Below are 18,549 nucleotides of genomic sequence, written 5' to 3'. Positions count from 1 at the left end.
CTCGCCGCCGCGACCGTCGCGCCTGCCCCCGCTCCTCCGGCGGCTCCCGCTCGACAGGACGCGGCGCCCGGAGCTCCGGCGGCCGCCGTGCAGCCCGTGGTCGTCGGCGCGGCGCAGGCCTCCGCGGCGGCTTCAACGCCGCGAACGGCCGCCCCCGACGCCGCCGGCTCCTCCACCGCGCCGGCCGCCGACGGCGCCCAGACGCAGCCCTTCACCGCGGCGCTGTCGAGCGCGGTCGGTGCGCAGCCCGCGGCATCCGTCGCTCCCGCCGCACCGTCGGCGCCGCCCGCGACGCCGACGCTGCCGCAGCAGCTGGCAGAGCCGATCGTGCTGCTGCAATCCGCGCCGGACGGCGAGCACGTCGTCATCGTCAAGGTGACGCCGGAGAACCTCGGCCCGGTCACCGTGCACGCCCACGTGGCGCACGGCGACCTCGACGTGCAGCTGTTCGCGCCCAACGCCGACGGGCGCGACGCCCTGAAGTCGATGCTCAGCGACCTGCGCCGCGACCCCGGCGCGGACGCCGCCGGCACGAGCACCACGCTGTCGCTCGGCACCGGCGACGCCCCGCAGCAGCAGCCGCAGGGGCAGCGCGACCTCGGCGCGAGCGGCGGCGGCCGCGAGGCCCGGCCGACCTGGCAGCCGCAGGGCGCCGCCGCGCGTGAGACCGCCGCGACCCCGTCCGCCCCCCGTCCCGTCCGGTCGAGCACCGCCCTGCTCGACGTGCTGGCCTGATCGAAGGAGCACCGCGATGACGAACACGATCGCGCCCGCCGCACCGCAGGGCACCTCGCTGCAGGTCGGCGCGAGCACGCGTCCCACCTCGCAGCAGTACAACAGCGAGCTCTTCCTCAAGCTGCTCACCACGCAGCTGGCGAACCAGGACCCGTCGAGCCCCATGGACTCGACGCAGATGATCGCGCAGACCAGTCAGCTCGCCTCCATGGAGCAGCTGACGAAGCTGACGCAGACCACCTCGGACACCTACTCGCTGCAGCAGCGCACCTCCGCGGCGAACGTCATCGGCGAGCAGGTGACCTGGACCGGAGCGGACGGCGCGACGCAGTCCGGGAAGGTGACCTCGGTCACCTTCGACAGCACGAACGGGCCGCAGCTGAAGGTCGGCGACCAGACGGTCGCCCTCAGCGCGGTCACGACGATCTCCGCCGCGTAAGACCCGCCGCGTTCCGCGGCGACCCCACAACCGAACACGAGCCATGACGGCGAACTCCCGGCCAGGACGGCCCCAGCACCGCGATCGAGCGACCGCTCGCACCGCGCCGTTCCGAACAGGACACCACGCATGCTCCGCTCCCTCTACGCCGGCATCTCCGGCCTCCGCGCCGAGCAGACGATGCTCGACGTCACCTCGAACAACATCGCGAACGTGAACACGGTCGGCTTCAAGTCGTCCGCCGTGCACTTCGAGGACACCCTGAGCCAGACCCTGCAGTCAGCGGGCCTCGCGCAGTCGTACAAGGCCGGTACCAACCCGAGCCAGATCGGCCTCGGCGTCCGCGTCGCGGACGTGTCGATGGCGCTGACGCAGGGCTCGCAGCAGTCGACGGGCAGCAACCTCGACACGATGATCTCGGGCGACGGCTACTTCACGACGAAGATCGGCTCGCAGACGCTGTACACCCGCAACGGCTCGTTCCACTTCGACTCCGAGGGCCGGCTCGCGACCGCCGGCGGCGCGCTCGTGCAGGGCTGGACCGCGGTCGACGGCCAGGTGAACCCCGGCCTGACGCCGGGGCCGATCACGCTGAACTCCGCCGGCGTCACCAAGGCGACGCAGACGACGAAGGCGACGCTCACCGGCAACATCCCGGTCGACGGCACCGCCGCCTTCAGCCGCGACATCCCGGTCTACGCGGCCGACGGGTCGACCAAGACGCTGACGGTGAAGTTCACGCCCTCGGCGACCACCGCTGGCGCCTACGACTACGTGGCCTCCGACGACGACGGCGCCACGGCGGCGGCGACGGGCACGCTGACCTTCGTCAACGGCAAGCTCGCGACCGGCTCGGACTCGGTGAAGACCACGGGGGACGGCATCACGCTCGACTTCAGCGGCATGTCCGGCTACGCGGGGCTCAACACGGCGACCTTCGCGGACCAGAACGGCAACCAGGCGGGCACGCTGCTCAGCTACACGATGGGCGCGGACGGCACGCTGACCGGGACGTTCTCGAACGGCGACACGGTGCCGCTCGCCCGCCTCGCCCTCTCGACGTTCCAGAACCCGAACGGCCTCGAGAAGGCGGGCAGCACCTCGTTCACCGAGTCGATCAACTCCGGCGCCCCGAAGTTCGGCGTCGCCGGCAGCGACGGCTTCGGCGCGATCACGGCGGGCGCGCTCGAGGCGTCGAACGTCGACCTCAGCCAGGAGTTCACGAACCTGATCGTCGCGCAGCGCGGCTTCCAGGCGAACGCCCGCATCATCACCACCTCGGACGAGATCCTGCAGGAGCTCACCCAGCTGAAGCGCTGATCCCGTTTCATTTCGTAGGCAGATCTGGACCGAATCGCGAGATCTGCCTACGAGATGAAACCCCGCCGCGAAGTGGGGACATCGGCCGCCTGACGGGACACCGTCGGCGGCCGATTGTCGTTCCTGACGGCGGAAGCGGTGCCACGGATGGCGCCGTGCCGGTCCCACGGATGGGGGAAGACGTGATTCAGCTGACGCGCCTGAACGGCACGACGTTCGCCGTGAATCCGGATCTGGTCGAACGGATCCAGGAGTCGCCGGACACGTCGGTCGTGCTCGTCGACGGGACCACGTTCATCGTGACCGAGACGGTCGACGAGGTCATCGACGAGATCGCGCACTACCGTGCGCGCGTCATCGCGCTCGCGCACTCGATGCACTTCGACGCTCCAGCCGCCGTTCCTGCGCCGTCGAGGGGAACGCGCCGTTTCGGCGTGGTCGACGGCGCCAAGGCTCCGACCCGCCCGATCGGCAGGATCTGATGGATCCGGCGACCCTCGGCGGCATCGTCGTCGCCATCGGCGCGCTCATCGTGATGGCCCTCATGGAGGGCGCGAACCCGATGAGCCTCATCCTGCCGGCGCCGATGATCCTCGTCTTCGGCGGGGCGATCGGCGCGGCCATCGCGTCGACCACGCTGCCGGACTCCATCGCGTCCCTCGCGATGATCCCGAAGGCGATGCTCTACAAGAACCTGAAGCCGGGCAAGGACGTCGCGCAGCTCGTCGAGCTCGCGGAGCTCGCGCGGAAGGACGGCCTGCTCGCCCTCGAGGCGAAGGCGGCCGAGATCAAGGACCCGTTCCTGAAGACGGCGCTGCAGAACGTCGCCGACGGCATGGACCCGGACGACCTCCGCACCCTGCTCGAGGACGAGGCCGCAGCCGCGGAGAAGGGCGGCCGGTCCGCGGCGAAGTTCTACGCGGCGCTCGGCGGCTACGCGCCGACCGTCGGCATCCTCGGCACGGTCGTCTCGCTGACGCACGTGCTCGAGAACCTCGACGACCCGTCCAGCCTCGGCCACTCCATCGCCGCCGCGTTCGTCGCGACCCTGTGGGGCGTCCTGTCGGCGAACCTGATCTGGCTGCCGATCGGCGGCCGCATCGGCAAGATGACCGACCTGCAGTCGGAGCGCCTCACGGTGCTGACCGAGGGCGTCCTCGCGATCCAGGAGGGCGTGCAGCCGCGTGCGCTGAACGACAAGCTCACGGCGATGCTGCCCGTCGGCGACCGCCCGAAGGCGGCGGCCAAGGGTGCGGCGAAGGGCGGCGCGAAGGCGAAGGGCGCCCCGGCCGAAGCGGCGGCCTGACGTGTCGGGGCGGCGCAAGAAGCACGCTCACGAGGAGCACCACGTCGACGAGCGCTGGCTCGTGTCCTACGCGGACATGATCACGGTGCTGATGGCGCTGTTCATCGTGCTGTACGCGATGTCGACGGTCGACCAGAAGAAGTTCGACGAGCTGAAGAACTCGCTCGCGACGGGCTTCGGGGTGACGAAGACGGCGAAGCTCGACGAGAACAAGGCGATCGTGCCGAAGCAGTTCGTCTCGAAGGACGGCGCCGGCTTCTCGAACAGCACCATCGCGCTGATGCAGGTCTCGAAGGAGATCACCGACGAGCTGAAGGCCGCGGGGCTCGGCGCGAAGGTGAAGGTGCAGACGGGCACGAACTCGATCACGATCTCGCTGGTCGGCTCGAGCACGTACTTCGAGGGCAACGACGCGGACCTGTCGAGGAACGCGCTGTCGGTGCTGAAGAAGCTGTCGCCGACGCTCGAGAAGCACGCGGGCGAGGTCACCATCGAGGGCCACGCGGACCCGCGCGGCTCGGCGGGCCGGTGGGGCGACGACTGGAACCTGGCGAGCGCGCGGGCGAACAGCGTGCGGGCGTGGCTGACGTCGCACGACGCGGTCGATCCGGCGAACGTCTCGGTCGTCTCCTTCGGGTCGGAGCACGCGAAGAAGGGCACGTCGCAGAAGGCGATCGAGCACAACCGCCGCGTCGACATCGTGCTGCACACGGTGCAGGTCGCGAGCGTGCCTGCAGCGGAGACGTCGACCGCCTCCTCGTCGGGGCACGGCGAGTCCTCCTCGGGCGGGCACGGGAAGTCGTCGTCGGGCGGCCACGGCGAGTCCTCGTCGAGCGACCACGGCGCGACGAGCTCGAGCGACCACGGCTCGTCCTCCTCGAGCGGGCACGGCGAAGCGGCTTCGAGCGGTCAGGGAGCGAGCTCGAGCGGTCACGACTCCGCCCCGGCGAAGGACGCGTCCCACGTGGAGACGAAGTCCTCCGGCCACTGACCAGGGGCCGCCCAGCAGAAGCGAGAAGGGCGCTCCGAGAAGAACAGCGCGGGTCGCGGCAGGGACGCACAGCAGGAGCGAGAAGGGCGCGTGAGCGCCCCGGCGGCTCATGCCGCCGAGAGGCCGCGGCGGAGCGCCAGCGGAGCCGCAGGGGCCGTGACGGGGCCGGCGAAGCCGGTCGCGGCGCGGGCACTCCGAGAAAGACGGAGTGGCGCACCCCCGGATCGGGGGGCGCCTAGCACCATACGAGCGTGACGACACGATCGACCGCGGGCGGACGGGTGCATGCACCCGGCTCCGTGCTCGACGTGCAGCCGTACGACTTCGCGAGCCCGGAGCTGCTGTCGGCCGACGCCCGCGACCGCCTCGATTCGGCGCTGGAGGCGTGGGGCCGGCAGGTCGGCACGCAGATCACCGCGAAGACGCGTGCGGTCGTCGACGTCGCGACCGCGCCGTCCCGCGTCCAGACGCACGCCGCGTTCCTCGCTCCCGAGGGCCCGCCGGCGCTCGAGGCCGTCGCGCACGCGGGCGACCACCGCGTGGTCTACCGGGTGCCGCTCGCCGAGGCCCGCTACTGGGCGGCGCGCATGATCGGCGCGTCCGGGGCCGCGCTCGATCTCGACACTCCGCTCTCCGCGATCGAGCGCGCGCTCGCCTGGCGGGTCGTCGACGAGCACCTCGCCGAGCTGCACGACGCCACCGACGGCCTGCTGCCGCGGGCCGTCGTGGAGTCGTTCGGCGCGGGCGCCGGGGCGGTCTGCGACCCGGACGAGCTGGCCGTCACCGTCGTCGTCGGAACGCTCCGCCGCGGGGAGCGCGGGCGGCTCGGCCTCGCGATCCCCGTCCCGCTCGCGCTCGAGGCGCTGGGCGCGGTCGCGCCCAAGCAGGACGCGGCGGAGGTGCAGGCGCTGCTCAGCCGGCATCTCGCCGTCGCGCCGATCGAGGTCGCGCTCCGCTTCGACGAGACGCCCGTCGGACCGTCGACCGTCCTCGACCTCGCGGTCGGGGACCTCATCCCGCTCGCGCACCTCGCGCACCACCCGCTCGTCGTCGAGGCCGACGGCGCGCCCGTGCTGCGCGTCGCGGTCGGCAGCAACGGCGACCGGCTCGCCTGCATCGTCGTCGAGTCCGACGGAGGGAGCCCCGAATGAGCCTCACCGCCACCGGCCGCGCCACCGACGAGGCGGCGGTCGCCGACGCCCTCGTCGCCAACCTGCCCGGCGCACCGCTGCTCGCGCAGCCGCACGGCAGCGACCCCGTGCCGATGCAGGTGCTCGAGTCGGGCGTGTCCGCGACATACGTGGGCCCGCGCTCCGCGGACCTCGCGGTCATCCTGCTCGACCGCACCGAGCTGATCGCGGCGGGCGGCGGCGGGGACCGCGTGCGCCTCGGCGACGTGCTCCGCCCGGCGCTCGAGGCCGCGACCGACGTCATCGGCGGGGGGCAGCTGGGCGACGCCGCCGACGGGGTCCCGGCCAGCCTGTTCCAGTCCGCGGACGCCGTCGTCTTCGACCTGATCGGGGAGGAGGGCGTCGCCGGCTGGTTCGCCGTGGCGCTCCGGACCCCCGCTCCGCCCCGCGGCTTCCGCGACGTCTCGAGCCGGCTCGGCCGCATCAGCACGGTGCAGATGACGCTGTCGGTGGAGATCGGCCGCGCCGTCGTGTCGGTGCAGGAGCTGCTCGACGCGCAGCCCGGCACCGTCATCGAGCTGGACCGCGCGGTCGGCAGCGAGGCGGACGTGTTCCTGAACGGCCGGATGATCGCCCACGGCGAGATCGTGGTCGTCGACCGACGGTTCGCGGTCCGGGTCACCGAGGTGCTCGACACCGCGGACGGCGGCTGAGGGGCGGCCGGTGGACTTCGACACCGTGATCCTGGCGCTGCGCGTCGTCGTCGGCCTCGGCGCCGTCTTCGGCGCGCTGCTGCTGCTGCACCGCTGGGTGACCAAGCGGCAGCTGGGCGGCTCCGGCCGGGAGCGGCAGATCGCCGTCGTCGCCCGGCAGGGCCTCGGCGCCAAGGCGGGCGTGGCGGTCGTGGAGGCGGGCGGGCGCCGCTACCTGCTCGGCGTCACGGAGCACGCGGTGACGGTGCTCGACACCCTGGGCGCCGCGCCCGACGCGGTCGAGCCGCGCCTGGTCTCCACCCAGCCGGTCACCGTCGCGCGGTTCGAGCAGGAGCTGCGGACCGTCACCATCTCGACCGGTGACGTGCCCGTGCTGGTGCACGGCGCCGCCGACGCACCGCACGGACCCGTGACCCAGACCCTCGCGATCACCCGCGCCGACGCCCCCGTGCCGGCCACCCGGCGCGCGCTCCGCGAGGCCGAGCAGCGGCGCACGCAGGCGCAGGGCGGCCCGCTCGCCGGCTCCGTGCTGTCTCCCGCGACGTGGAAGCAGACCCGCGACGCGCTGCGACGGGCGCGGTGAGCGCCGCCGCGCCCGTCGCGCGGTCCTCGCAGCCCTCCGCGCGCCGGTGGCTGCGCGACCACGCGCCGCAGCTCGCCCTCGTCGCCTTCGCGCTGCTCGCGATCGCCTGGCTCGTGCTCGTCGCTCCGCAGGCGGCGTCAGCGGCGCCGATGCCGACGAACCCGTCGGTGCCGACGCCGAGCCCGACCGGCGGGGTCACCGTGAAGATCAGCGGCCCGAACAACGCGCCGAACGACTCGATCACGGTGCTCATCGCGATCACCCTGCTGTCGATCGCGCCCGCGCTGCTGCTGATGATGTCGTCGTTCACGAAGATCTTCGTGGTCCTCGCGATGACGCGGAACGCGCTCGGGCTGAACACGATCCCGCCGAACCAGGTGCTCGCCGGGCTCGCGCTGTTCCTCTCCCTCTTCATCATGTGGCCGGTGCTCGACCAGGTGAACAAGGAGGCGCTGACACCGTTCCTCGACGGGAACCTCGAGTTCGGCGACGCGATCGCCCGCGCCGCGGGACCCCTGCAGCACTTCATGCTGCAGCACACCCGCGAGAGCGACATCGCGCTGATGACGCGGGCCGCGCACCAGCCGAACCCTGCGAACGCCGCCTCCACGCCGTTCTTCACGGTGGTGCCGGCCTTCATGCTGTCCGAGCTGCGAGCCGCCTTCATCATCGGCCTGGTCATCTTCGTGCCGTTCCTCGTCATCGACCTGGTCGTCTCGTCCGGCCTGATGGCGATGGGCATGATGATGCTGCCGCCGACGATGATCGCGCTGCCGTTCAAGATCCTGCTCTTCGTCCTCGTCGACGGCTGGGGCCTGATCATCACGTCGCTCGTGCAGAGCTACAACACGTGAGGCGCGACCGATGAGCCAGGCAGTGTCATGAGCGAGAGCATGGTCGTCGACCTCGCGCTGCGGGCGCTGATCCTCGCCGCGGAGCTGTCCGCGCCGCTGCTCGTCACCGCGCTCGTCGTCGGCTTCGCGATCAGCGTCTTCCAGTCGATCACGCAGATCCAGGAGGCGACGCTCTCGTTCGTGCCGAAGGCGATCGCCGTCGCCATCGCGCTGATCGTCTGCGGCCACTGGATGATCAGCGAGGCGGTGACGTTCACGCACCAGCTGTTCGAGCTGCTGCCGACGTACCTCGACTCGAAGTGAGCCGCGGCTGATGGGCACGCTCGGCACGATCGGCCTGAACGGCGCCTTCATCGAGGCGGCGATGCTCGCGGCGGTGCGGATCACGGCCTTCCTCGTGCTCGCGCCGCCGTTCTCGTTCAGCGCGATCCCGCTGCGGATCAAGGCGATGCTCGCCGTCGCGCTGTCGATCCTCGTGGCGCCGCACGCCGCGCAGGGCATGTCCGCGCAGCTGGAGACGGGCGCGTTCGTGCTCGCGCTGATCAGCCAGCTGGTCACCGGGGCGCTGCTCGGCTTCCTGGTGCTCGTCGTGTTCTCCGCGATCCAGTCCGCCGGAAGCCTCATCGACCTGTTCGCGGGCTTCCAGCTGAGCCAGGCGTTCGACCCGATGATGAACGTGAACGGCGCGCAGATGACGCGCCTGATGCAGATGGTCGCGCTCGGGCTGCTGTTCGTCAGCGGGGGAGCGGAGCTGGTGCTCGGCGGGCTGTTCCGCACCTTCGAGGCGCTGCCGGTCACGGGGCTGTTCGACCGGGACGTCGGCCGCCTGCTGCTGCCGGGGGTCGGCCAGCTGTTCCTCTCCGCCGTGCAGATCGCGGGCCCGATCGTGGTCGTGCTGTTCCTCGCCGACGTCGGCCTCGGCCTGCTCACCCGCGTCGCACCGGCGCTGAACGCCTTCTCGCTCGGCTTCCCGCTGAAGATCCTCATCACCCTGCTCGCGGCCGGGTCGATCTTCCTCGCGCTCCCGCGCATCGTCACCGCCCTGGTCGACGACGCCCTCGCGCTGATGGGGGCGGTCACGTGAACGGCGGGTCGCCCTCGGCGTCGATCCCTGCAGCAGGACGTCGGCCCTGCGGCAGGACATCGGCCCGGCGCATCTCCTGCTGCGGGGCGCAAGTCCTGCTGCTGGGCTCCCGGGGAGGTGACTGATGGCGGACGAACCCTCCGGCGAAAGGACCGAGCAGGCCACCCCGAAGCGGATGGAGGAGGCCCGCAAGGAGGGTCGCCTGCAGTCGTCCCGCGACATGGCGGGCTGGATGTCGATGGCCGCGGCGGCGCTGACCCTGCCGATCGTCGTCGGCGCCGGGTCGAAGGCGACCACCGACCTGGTGCTCGGGCTGCGGGCCGTGATCCTCGACCCGACCGCGGAGCGCGCGCAGGACACGTTCACGGCCGCCTTCGCGGTGATCCCCGGCGTCGTCGCCCCGCTGCTCGCGGCGTCGGTCGTCGGTGCCATCGCGGGCTCGCTCGCCTCCGGCGGCATCCGCACGAAGAAGCTGAAGGCGAAGTTCGAGCAGTTCGACGTGGTCAAGGGCGCGGGGCGCCTGGTCGGCAAGCAGGCGCTCTGGGAGGGCGCGAAGGCGCTCCTGAAGACCGGCGTCGTCGGCATCGCGCTCTGGGCCGCGATCCAGGGCGCGCTGCCGCTGCTCGCGGCCTCGGGCGCGCTGCCGGTCTCCGCCGTCGTCGACGCGGCCTCCGGCGTCGTCGGCACGATCCTGCAGGCGGCCATCGTCGCGGGCATCGCGCTCGGCGCGGTCGACGTGCTCGTCGTCGTGCAGCGCAACCGCAAGCACACGATGATGACGCGGCAGGAGGTCAAGGACGAGGCGAAGAGCACCGAGGGCGACCCCCACATCCGGCAGCAGCGCCGCAGCCGGCAGATCGCGATGTCGCGCAACCGGATGATGGCCGCGATCGGCGGCGCCGACGTCGTGATGCTGAACCCGACGCACGTCGCCGTCGCGCTGAAGTACGAGCCGGGCAAGGCCGCGCCGCGGGTGATCGCGAAGGGCGCGGGCGAGGTCGCCGCCCGCATCCGCGAGAAGGCCTCGGAGCACCGGGTGCCGATGGTGCAGGACATCCCGCTCGCCCGCGCGCTGTACAAGGCGTGCGACGTCGGGCAGGAGATCCCGGAGGAGCTCTACACGCAGGTCGCCCGCGTGCTCGCGTTCGTCATGTCCCTGAAGCGGCGCGGCGCCGCGCTCGGGGTGCACCGCCTCGCCTCCTGACCCTCCCGGTCCTCGCGGATCCGCGAGGGATCAGGCCGGGACGGGTCTGCGGCCGCGGACGAGCCGCGGTTCGGCGGCGAGCAGCAGCAGCGCCGCGCCCGTGAAGGCGACGCCGACGAGCGGGAGCCCGGCGAGGCCCACGACCGCCAGCAGCGCGCCGCCCGTCGACGAACCCGCCATGATGCCGACGTTGAACGCCGTCGAGGTGCCGCCCGCGGCGACGTCGGTGGAGCCCGGGGCGACCGTCAGCACCCGCGTGCTCAGCCCCGTCGTGAACGCCGACATCCCGGCGGCGACGAGGGCGAGGCCCGCGGTCGCGACGAGCGCCTGCTCCCGGCCCAGGCACTGCACCGAGAGGCCGACGACGAGGAGGCCCGTCGCGGTCAGCATGACGCGGCGCGGGTGCCGGTCGATGAAGCGGCCGGAGACGAGCACGGCGACGAGCCCCGCCGCACCCCGCACCAGGAGGACGGCGCTGACCGCGGTCGGCGGCACGCCGGTGACGTCGATGAGGAACGGCGTGACGTAGGTGAAGGCGAGCAGCGCCCCGGTCGCGACGAGCACGGTCGTGCCGACGAGGACCGCGTAGCGCGGGCCGCTCGGCTCGGAGCCGGTGGAGGCGACGTCGTCCGCGCGGCTGACGTGCGGCAGCGTCGCCGCCGCGACTGCGAGCGCGACCAGCCCCAGCGCGGCCGCCCCGCCGAATGCGGCGCGCCAGTCGACGACCTCGCCGAGCAGCGTGCCGAGCGGGACCCCGAGGACCACGCCGATCGACTGGCCCGCGTACACGGCGGCGAGGGCCCGGCCCCGCGCGCCGGGCCGGGCGAGGGAGGCGGCGGTCGGCCCGACGACGGCCCAGAACAGCGCGTGGCTGAGCGCGGCGACCACCCGGGCGGCGACGAGGAGGCCGAACGCCGGGGCGAGCGCGCTGCCGAGGTTCGCGACGACCAGCAGCGTCAGGAGCAGCAGCAGCTGCGCCCGGCGCGGCACGCGGGCCGTGAGCCGGGCGAGGGGCACCGTGGCGAGCACGACGACGAGCGCGTAGGCGCCGACGAGCAGCCCGACGGTCGCGGTGTCGACGTCGAACCCGCGGGCGATGCCGGGCAGGACGCCGATCGGTAGCGTCTCGGTCGTGACGTAGGTGAACGTCGAGATCGCGAGCGCGCCGAGCGCGAGCGCGCGGCGTCGTGCATCCGTCACCCGCGACCCCCGTATCGGGCGCCGCCCGTCCGCCCGAGGACGCTACGCCGCGGCGCCTGCGGGGTCCATCGGCCGCCGTTCAGATCCGCGCCGCGGCGTGCTCCTCGACGAGCGCGCAGATGGCGCCCTCCGCGTCGGTCGTCGCGATCTGCGCGGCGATGCGCGCCGCCGCGAGCCGGTACGCGTCGTCCTCGCGGATGCGCAGCACGGCCTCGCGGAGGTCGTCGGGTGACGGGCGGCGCTGCCGGAGGTTCACCCCGGCGCCCGACCAGGCGACCCGTGCAGCGGTCTCCACATCGGTCTCGAGCGTGCCGGCGGTGACGAGGGGGATCCCGAAGCGCAGCGCGTGCTGGCTGTGCAGGTAGTCCCCGTCGGACACGACGACGCTGCGCCGGGCGATGAGCCGGGACCAGGGCATGCGCTCCTCGAAGTGGACGTTCCCGGGCAGCGGCCCGTCGTGCACCGCCTCCACCTCGCACCTCGCGGTGCCGGCGATGACGACCGTCTCCTCGGCGCCGCCGAACGCGCGGATCGTCGGCAGCACGAGGTCCCGGAGCGCCGTGGCGCCGTCGGCGCGGACCGCGACGACCGGCGGCTCGCGGCGGGGGTCCCACCACTCGGGCACCGGGTCGCTCGCGGGCGGTCGCAGCGGTCCGATGAACCGGAGCTCGCGGGGCAGCGCCGTGCGCGGGTACTCGAACCGTGGCACGGTGAGCTGCACCCAGGCGTCGCCGTGGCGCGGCGAGGCGCGGAGGTCGCCGCGCAGCCGGACGCCGAAGGTCCGCTCGATCTGCCGGTTGTAGGCGCGCGTCAGGGCGGAGTAGGCCGGCGCCGCCGCCAGCTCGAGCGCGGCGCCGAGCAGGTGCCCGCCCATGCCGGCGTCGATCGGCGCCGCGCCGAGGCCGTACGGCGCGAGCGCCGGGTCGGGGATCCAGGGCGGGTAGAAGCCGACGAGGACGACCGGGGGGGCGCTGCTCGCGCGGGGTGAAGCAGAGCCCGGCAGCGGCGGTGAAGAGCGGGTCGGTGACGACCACGTCGACCGCGGCGTCCTCCAGCACCCGGCGGACGACCGGCCACTGCTGCGGCAGCGGATCGATGACCATCTGCTGCACCCGGGCGTAGACCTGCCGGGCGCGCTGGAGCATCGGCGGCAGGGTCTGCAGCAGCTCGGGCCGCGGCGGCTCCGGCGCCGCGTGGAACTCGACGTCGAGATGGGCGAGGTGCCGTCGGGCGACCTCCCCGGACACGACCGAGACCCGGTGCCCGCGGGCGAGGAGCGCCTCCGCGATGCTCGGCAGGTGCTGCGCCGCGCCGAGCTCGGCGACGGCGGCGAGGAGGACGGAGGTCACGCGGCGACGCTGCGGCACCGCGGTGCCCGGGGCCCCGGAACACGCGGCGCCTGCACGGAGGGTCGCATCGGCTGCAGGCGGCGCTCCTCCCGTCGGAGGGGGCCCGCGCAGGCGGCCTGCTGCGCGACGACCCCCGAGCGGGGGGTGTGGCGCGACGGCCCCCGCGGACGGGTGGCGCCCAGGATGGGGGCGTCCGGCGCCCGCCGGCGCGGATGCCGTGAGGGGGAGCAGTGCGACGTCCTGAGCTCGCCCGCACCCTGACCGCGATCGCGGTGCCGCTCGGCCTCGTCGCGATCATCATGCTGCTGGTCGTGCCGATCCCGGCCTTCCTGCTCGACCTGCTGATCGTCGTGAACATCCTGTTCGCGCTCGTGATCCTGCTGACGACGATGTTCGCGAGGAAGCCGCTCGACTTCAGCGTCTTCCCCTCGCTGCTGCTGATCGCGACGCTGTTCCGCCTCGGTCTCAACGTCGCGTCGACCCGCCTCGTGCTCGGTCAGGGCTACGCCGGCGAGGTCATCCACGCGTTCGGGTCCGTCGCGGTCGGCGGTTCGATCATCATCGGCGCCGTCGTCTTCCTGATCCTCGTCGTCATCCAGTTCATCGTCGTCACGAAGGGCGCGGAGCGCGTCGCCGAGGTCGGCGCGCGCTTCACCCTCGACGCGATGCCCGGCAAGCAGATGGCGATCGACGCGGACCTGAACGCCGGCCTCATCACCGAGGAGGAGGCCCGGCAGCGCCGCCGCGAGGTCAGCGCCGAGGCCGACTTCTACGGCGCGATGGACGGCGCCAGCAAGTTCGTGAAGGGCGACGCGATCGCGGGCATCGTGATCGTGCTCGTGAACATCGTCGGCGGCATCGCGATGGGCGTCCTCATGCAGGGCATGCCCGTCGTCGAGGCGGTGAACCGCTACACGCTGCTGACGATCGGCGACGGCCTGACCGCGCAGATCCCGGCACTGCTCATGGCCGTGTCCACCGGCATGATCGTCACCCGCTCGAACTCGGACTCCGAGCTCGGCCGCGACGCGGGCGCGCAGCTGACGCAGTCCCGCCTCGCGCTGACGATCACCGGCGTCGCCGCGATCCTGATGGCGCTGATCCCGGGCATGCCGATCATCCCCTTCCTGCTCGTCGGCGGCACCCTGCTCGTCGCCGCGTGGCGCATGAAGAAGGCGGAGGACGCGAAGACCGCCGCCGACGCGCAGGCCGCGGCGGTCGAGCAGCAGACGGCGCCGTCGGACAGCCCCGAGGAGCTGATGGAGCAGATGCGCGTCCACGCCCTCGAGGTGCAGCTGGCGCCGGACCTCGTCGACCTCGTCTCGGGCGTCAGCGACGACCTGCTCGCCCGCGTGAAGTCGCTGCGGCGCCGCATCGCGATGGAGTACGGCGTCGTCGTGCCGCCCGTGCGCACCCGCGACAGCGTCGACCTGCCGCCGTCGACCTACGTCATCCGCGTCGCGGGCGTCGAGACGGGCCGCGGGATCGCGCCCGCCGGCAAGGTGCTCGCGCTCGGCGACATGCTCGACGGCCTGCCCGGCACCCCGACGATCGAGCCGGTGTTCCAGCTGGCGGGCAAGTGGATCCCGGCCGAGCTGCGGCACTCCGCCGAGATCACCGGCGCCACCGTGATCGACCGCGGCTCCGTGCTCGTCACCCACCTGTCGGCCGTGATCACGGACCACGCGGGGCGCCTGCTGTCCCGCGAGGACGTGCGCGTGCTCACGGAGGGGGTCAAGCGGGTCAGCCCCGCGGTCGTGGAGGAGCTGATCCCCGGGCTGATGACCCTCGCGGAGGTGCACCGGGTGCTGCAGGGCCTGCTCGCCGAGAAGGTGCCGATCAACGACCTGCCCCGCATCTACGAGGCGCTCACGCTGCGTGCGAAGGTCTCGACCGATCCGGAGGGGCTGATCGAGGCCGCCCGGTCGGCGCTCGGCCCCGTGCTGGTCGCCCCGCACCTCGACGAGCGGACGCTCCGCGTCGTGATGATCGACCCGGTGCTCGAGCAGTCGATGCTCGAGGGCCTGCGGCCGTCCGAGGTCGGCACGCAGATCCTCATGACCCCGGAGCGGATGACGCAGGTCGTCGAGTCGCTCCGGCAGGCGGTGCAGAACGCGGAGGTGCGCGGCTGGTCGCCGGTGCTCGTCTGCGCGCCCGCGCTGCGGCCCGCGGTGCGGCGGCTCGTCGCCCCGCAGACGAACGGGCTGCCCGTGCTGTCGTACCAGGAGGTCACGTCGGCCGACGTGACCATCGAGACCGTGGGAGTGGTCCGTGCCCTCGATTCGATTCCGGCTTGAGAAGCCGACCCTGACCGGCCTCGCCGCCAGGGTCGCGAAGGAGTACGGGCCCGACGCCCGCATCGTCGACACCGAGGAGTCGGTCGTCGGCGGCATCGGCGGGCTGTTCGGGCGCCGAGTGATCGACGTCGTCGTGGAGCTGCCGGACCGCGCGGCGCCGGAGGGCGCGCACGAGTTCTCGATGCGCTCCCGGGTGGGCCTCGCGGCGCTGCTCGACGACGCGGACGCGCAGGACCTCGGGCCCGCGCACCTGCACGGCGCCGACCCGGCCGCGCGCCGGCCGGCCGAGGCGTCGCTGTCGACGCAGGGCGGCGACTTCGCGAGCGTGCTCGACTCGCTGCGCATCGACGTCGAGCCGTCCACGGAGCCCGGCGGCACCCCCGCGCGGCCGGCGCGTCGGCAGGAGGCCCGCCGTCCGGAGCCCGTGGTGCTGAAGGCGACCCCGACCGCGCCCTCCCGCGTCGTGCCGCCGGACCGGGTGCTGCGCGCGCTCGAGGCCGCGGAGTCCGGCGCCCCGGCCCGGCTGCCCGTGCCGGCGAAGCCCACGGCCGCCCCTGTCATCACGCCGCCGACCCTCGAGGAGGCCGCGGAGGCGCTCGCGGCGGAGCGCGAGTACGTGTGGGCGACCCCGACCCCGCGCTCCCGCGTCGGCAGGACGACGCCCGGCGCTCCGCCGCCGCAGCGCACGCGGGCGGGCGACCTGCTGCTGCTGGTCGGGCTCGGCGACGACGCCGTGCACGTCGCCCGAGCGGTCCGCGACCGGCTGCAGCGCGGCTACGTCTGCGACGGCGGCGAGGTGGAGGGCAACACCCGCCGCCGGGTCGACGACCGTCGCGGCGCGGTCGCGGCGCGCGCCTACGGGGTGCGCAGCGAGCAGCCGGTGATCGTCGCCTACGGGCTGGGGGAGGGGCCGATCGACCTCGACGACCCGCGGCACGCCGGCCTGCTGTCGATCGACTCCGACCAGGCGTGGCTGGTGGTGGACGCGCAGCGCGACCCCGACCACACCCTCGACTGGACCGGTCGCCTGCGCGGCCGCCTGCAGGTCGACGCGGTCGCGAGCGTCCGCGCCACCCGCGGCACGTCGCCGGCGGCACTCGAGACGATCGGCCTGCCCGAAGCCTGGCGCCAGCTGGCGGGCTAGCAGCCCGGAGCCGTGCTGCACCCGCTGGCCGGGGTGGTCTCGAGGCTCGCTGCGCTCGCACCTCGACCGGCGGGGGCCCCGCCGGTCGAGGCGCGACGGAGGAGCCTCGAGACCACCCGCGCCCGCTGCTGCGCCGCGGGTCGCCCCGTTCGGGTGCTGCTGCGCGGGGTGCCGTGGTCGGTACCGTCGCGCATCCGACCGGAAGGCCGCCGTGCTCCACCACCTGCTGCAGCGCATCGCTGTACTGCAGTACCACCGGGTCCTGGCGGCGCCCGGCGTCGTGGCGCGCGACGAGCCCTCCGCATCGAGCGGCGCGCCCGACGCCCTCCGCGTGCTCCTGCTCGGCTCCGGGGTCGCATCCGGGAAGGGCGTCTCCACCTACGGGCTCGCGCTCGTCGGTGCGCTGCAGCGACACCTCCAGGCGCGACTCGGCCGACCGGTCGACGTGGAGCTCGTCCGTCAGCACGGTGCGGGGCTGGAACGGGCTGCGGCGTTGGCTCGTGCGCGCTCGGAGGGGGACTGGGACGCCTACGTCCTCGCCTTCGGCGTCAGCGACGCGCTCCGCCTCACCCCGCCCACCGTCTGGCGGCGAGGACTCGGACTGCTGCTGTCCACCATCGAGGACGTCAAGGTCTGGCCGCTTCCCGTGCCGATCGCGGTCGCCGGGATCCCGCCCCTGCAGTCGTTCTCCGCGCACCGCGGGATGCTGATGCCGCTGCTCGCCCGGCACGCGGAGCGCCTCAACCAGGCGACCCGGCAGCTGGTCGCCGCGCACCCCGCCGCCTTCTTCGTGGACCTGCCCGGCGTCGGGCTGCGGCACGACCGGCCTTTCGGGTCGCCCGACGCCTACGACCACTGGGCGGCGGCGCTCGCCGAGCGGCTGGACCCCGTGCTGCGCAAGGCGATCACGAGGGTCGCCGACCAGGGCGTCGAGGACGGCGACGAGCGGGACCTGATCGGAGACCGGTCGCGGAAGCGGCTCGAGGCCATCGCAGACCGCGCGCGCCGGACGCTCGACGCCGACTTCGCCGCCGTCCGTCTGATCGACGGGGATCGGCTCCGCCTCGTGGCGGCGTCGGCAGGCGTCGCGTCCCGCAGCGAGCGGCTCGACCGGTCGATCGGAGCGCTCGCCATGGCGGCGGGGGCCGTCGTCGTCGCCGATCTCGCCACCGACCCGAGGACCGCCGGGCGCCCGATGCTGAGGGGGCTCCGCTCCTACGGTGGTGTCGCGCTGCACGCCGCCGACGGCTCGGTGATCGGCACCCTCTGCGTCTTCAACGGCGAGGCGGGACACGAGGCGCGGCTGCCCGAGCTGGAGGCGTTCGCGGCGCAGGTCGAGATCGAGCTGGACGCCGGGCGCGACGAGGCGGCCCCCGAGCGGTCGGAGGCGCCGACGGACGGCGCGCGCAGCGACGACGCCGACGGAGGCCGGCGTCTCGGGCGCTGGCAGCGCGTCCTGCTGCGTCTGCGTTCTCGCAGTCGCCTCCGCAGCGAGGGGGTCGACCTCGTCGAGGTCCCGAGGCGCCAGCAGGTGCCCGCGGCGACCGTGCTCGCGATCCCCGGACCGAACCCGATCCGCGTGCTCACGGTCGGTGGGGAGTACGCCGTCGGCTTCGGGGTGACCGACCGGCGGGACGCGCTCGACGGCGCTGTCGCGCGGCTCCTGCATCGCCGCACCGGCCGCGGGGTCGAGCTCGTGAACCGCGCCGGCGTCGACGTGGGTCTGCTCCGGCTCGGCGCCTCCCTCGGCCCGGGCGGCGCGGCCGGCTTCGACCTGGTCCTCTGGACGCCGCTGTTCATCGAGGCGACCCGCACGCTGCTCCGCACGCGCTGGATGCTCGGCGTCGGGGGCCTGATCCGCCGGGTGCGGGCGACCTCCGACGCCGGGGTCGTCCTCGTCGGGGTGCCCGCGCTGATCGGGCGCCAGCCGATGGCGGTGCTGGGCCGCGCCAGGGCCCGGCAGATCAACCGCCTGCTGGAGCGCATCGCCCGGTCCGGACACCGCGTGCGCGTCGCGGAGCCCGCCCCTGTGGTGCTCAGCGAGGTGACCACCGTCGACGGCGCCCACGTGTACCGCGACACCGCGGTGCACGTCTTCCAGGCCGTGGTCGACGCACTCGAGGACGAGGTACCGCGCCCGCCGGCCCGTGCGTCCGCCCCTGTGTGGGAGGAGCCGGTCGCCGCGACCGCGGGCTCCTGA

At 73.7% G+C, this 18,549-nt stretch carries 18 protein-coding genes; 16 read left to right on the top strand and 2 right to left on the bottom strand.

The features are described from left to right. The 13 genes from ACFSBI_RS06545 to ACFSBI_RS06485 all read left to right on the top strand — a co-directional run. The coding region (locus ACFSBI_RS06545) for a flagellar hook-length control protein FliK (protein WP_377933219.1) at positions 1–735 on the top strand (735 nt) is incomplete at its 5' end. Positions 736–751: 16 nt separating this feature from the next. Next, positions 752–1,174, top strand: coding sequence for a flagellar hook capping FlgD N-terminal domain-containing protein (locus ACFSBI_RS06540; protein ID WP_377933217.1), 423 nt, complete (start codon positions 752–754; stop codon positions 1,172–1,174). 129 nt (positions 1,175–1,303) lie between these two features. Continuing rightward, complete coding sequence (locus ACFSBI_RS06535) at positions 1,304–2,494, top strand: flagellar hook protein FlgE (protein ID WP_377933215.1); 1,191 nt, start codon at positions 1,304–1,306, stop codon at positions 2,492–2,494. A gap of 155 nt (positions 2,495–2,649) precedes the next feature. Next, positions 2,650–2,976 carry a flagellar FlbD family protein gene (locus ACFSBI_RS06530; RefSeq protein ID WP_377933213.1) on the top strand — a complete coding sequence of 109 codons (327 nt, stop codon included), beginning with the start codon at positions 2,650–2,652 and terminating at the stop codon, positions 2,974–2,976. Further along, a complete protein-coding gene (locus tag ACFSBI_RS06525; protein ID WP_377933211.1) occupies positions 2,976–3,800 on the top strand; it encodes a motility protein A in 825 nt (274 codons plus the stop codon). The genes ACFSBI_RS06530 and ACFSBI_RS06525 overlap by 1 nt, the downstream gene beginning before the upstream one ends. A 1-nt stretch (position 3,801) precedes the next feature. Continuing rightward, positions 3,802–4,791: an OmpA/MotB family protein gene (locus ACFSBI_RS06520; RefSeq protein WP_377933209.1), complete on the top strand. Its 990-nt coding sequence runs from the start codon at positions 3,802–3,804 to the stop codon at positions 4,789–4,791. Positions 4,792–5,042: 251 nt separating this feature from the next. Then, positions 5,043–5,942: a FliM/FliN family flagellar motor switch protein gene (locus ACFSBI_RS06515; RefSeq protein ID WP_377933207.1), complete on the top strand. Its 900-nt coding sequence runs from the start codon at positions 5,043–5,045 to the stop codon at positions 5,940–5,942. After that, positions 5,939–6,634 carry a FliM/FliN family flagellar motor switch protein gene (locus ACFSBI_RS06510; protein WP_377933205.1) on the top strand — a complete coding sequence of 232 codons (696 nt, stop codon included), beginning with the start codon at positions 5,939–5,941 and terminating at the stop codon, positions 6,632–6,634. Before ACFSBI_RS06515 ends, ACFSBI_RS06510 begins: the two co-directional genes overlap by 4 nt. Before the next feature lie 10 nt (positions 6,635–6,644). After that, the gene (locus ACFSBI_RS06505; RefSeq protein WP_377933204.1) at positions 6,645–7,217 is read left to right on the top strand and encodes a FliO/MopB family protein; all 573 of its coding nucleotides are present in this window, start codon (positions 6,645–6,647) and stop codon (positions 7,215–7,217) included. Then, positions 7,214–8,071 carry a flagellar type III secretion system pore protein FliP gene (gene fliP, locus ACFSBI_RS06500; RefSeq protein ID WP_377933203.1) on the top strand — a complete coding sequence of 286 codons (858 nt, stop codon included), beginning with the start codon at positions 7,214–7,216 and terminating at the stop codon, positions 8,069–8,071. Before ACFSBI_RS06505 ends, fliP begins: the two co-directional genes overlap by 4 nt. A 27-nt stretch (positions 8,072–8,098) precedes the next feature. Further along, positions 8,099–8,374, top strand: a complete 276-nt coding sequence (gene fliQ, locus ACFSBI_RS06495) for a flagellar biosynthesis protein FliQ (RefSeq protein WP_377933201.1) — start codon at positions 8,099–8,101, stop codon at positions 8,372–8,374. Positions 8,375–8,384: 10 nt separating this feature from the next. Then, positions 8,385–9,155, top strand: coding sequence for a flagellar biosynthetic protein FliR (locus ACFSBI_RS06490; protein ID WP_377933199.1), 771 nt, complete (start codon positions 8,385–8,387; stop codon positions 9,153–9,155). Positions 9,156–9,279: 124 nt separating this feature from the next. Then, a complete protein-coding gene (locus tag ACFSBI_RS06485) occupies positions 9,280–10,359 on the top strand; it encodes an EscU/YscU/HrcU family type III secretion system export apparatus switch protein (protein WP_377933197.1) in 1,080 nt (359 codons plus the stop codon). A gap of 30 nt (positions 10,360–10,389) precedes the next feature. On the opposite strand, the gene ACFSBI_RS06480 is transcribed toward ACFSBI_RS06485, so the two are convergent. Next, positions 10,390–11,559 carry an MFS transporter gene (locus ACFSBI_RS06480; protein ID WP_377933195.1) on the bottom strand — a complete coding sequence of 390 codons (1,170 nt, stop codon included), beginning with the start codon at positions 11,557–11,559 and terminating at the stop codon, positions 10,390–10,392. Positions 11,560–11,638: 79 nt separating this feature from the next. Then, complete coding sequence (locus tag ACFSBI_RS06475) at positions 11,639–12,433, bottom strand: glycosyltransferase (RefSeq protein ID WP_377933193.1); 795 nt, start codon at positions 12,431–12,433, stop codon at positions 11,639–11,641. Between the two features lie 774 nt (positions 12,434–13,207). Here ACFSBI_RS06475 and ACFSBI_RS06470 point away from each other — a divergent pair. From ACFSBI_RS06470 to ACFSBI_RS06460, 3 genes are all read left to right on the top strand, one after another. Then, positions 13,208–15,205: a flagellar biosynthesis protein FlhA gene (locus ACFSBI_RS06470; RefSeq protein WP_377933232.1), complete on the top strand. Its 1,998-nt coding sequence runs from the start codon at positions 13,208–13,210 to the stop codon at positions 15,203–15,205. Further along, positions 15,180–16,349 (top strand): hypothetical protein, encoded by a 1,170-nt coding sequence (locus tag ACFSBI_RS06465; protein ID WP_377933191.1) that lies wholly within the window; start codon positions 15,180–15,182, stop codon positions 16,347–16,349. Before ACFSBI_RS06470 ends, ACFSBI_RS06465 begins: the two co-directional genes overlap by 26 nt. 211 nt (positions 16,350–16,560) lie before the next feature. Further along, a complete protein-coding gene (locus ACFSBI_RS06460) occupies positions 16,561–18,549 on the top strand; it encodes a GAF domain-containing protein (RefSeq protein ID WP_377933189.1) in 1,989 nt (662 codons plus the stop codon).

Source organism: Amnibacterium endophyticum, from assembly GCF_042680685.1.
Lineage (GTDB): Bacteria > Actinomycetota > Actinomycetes > Actinomycetales > Microbacteriaceae > Amnibacterium > Amnibacterium endophyticum.
This window is presented reverse-complemented; position numbering and strand designations above follow the sequence as displayed.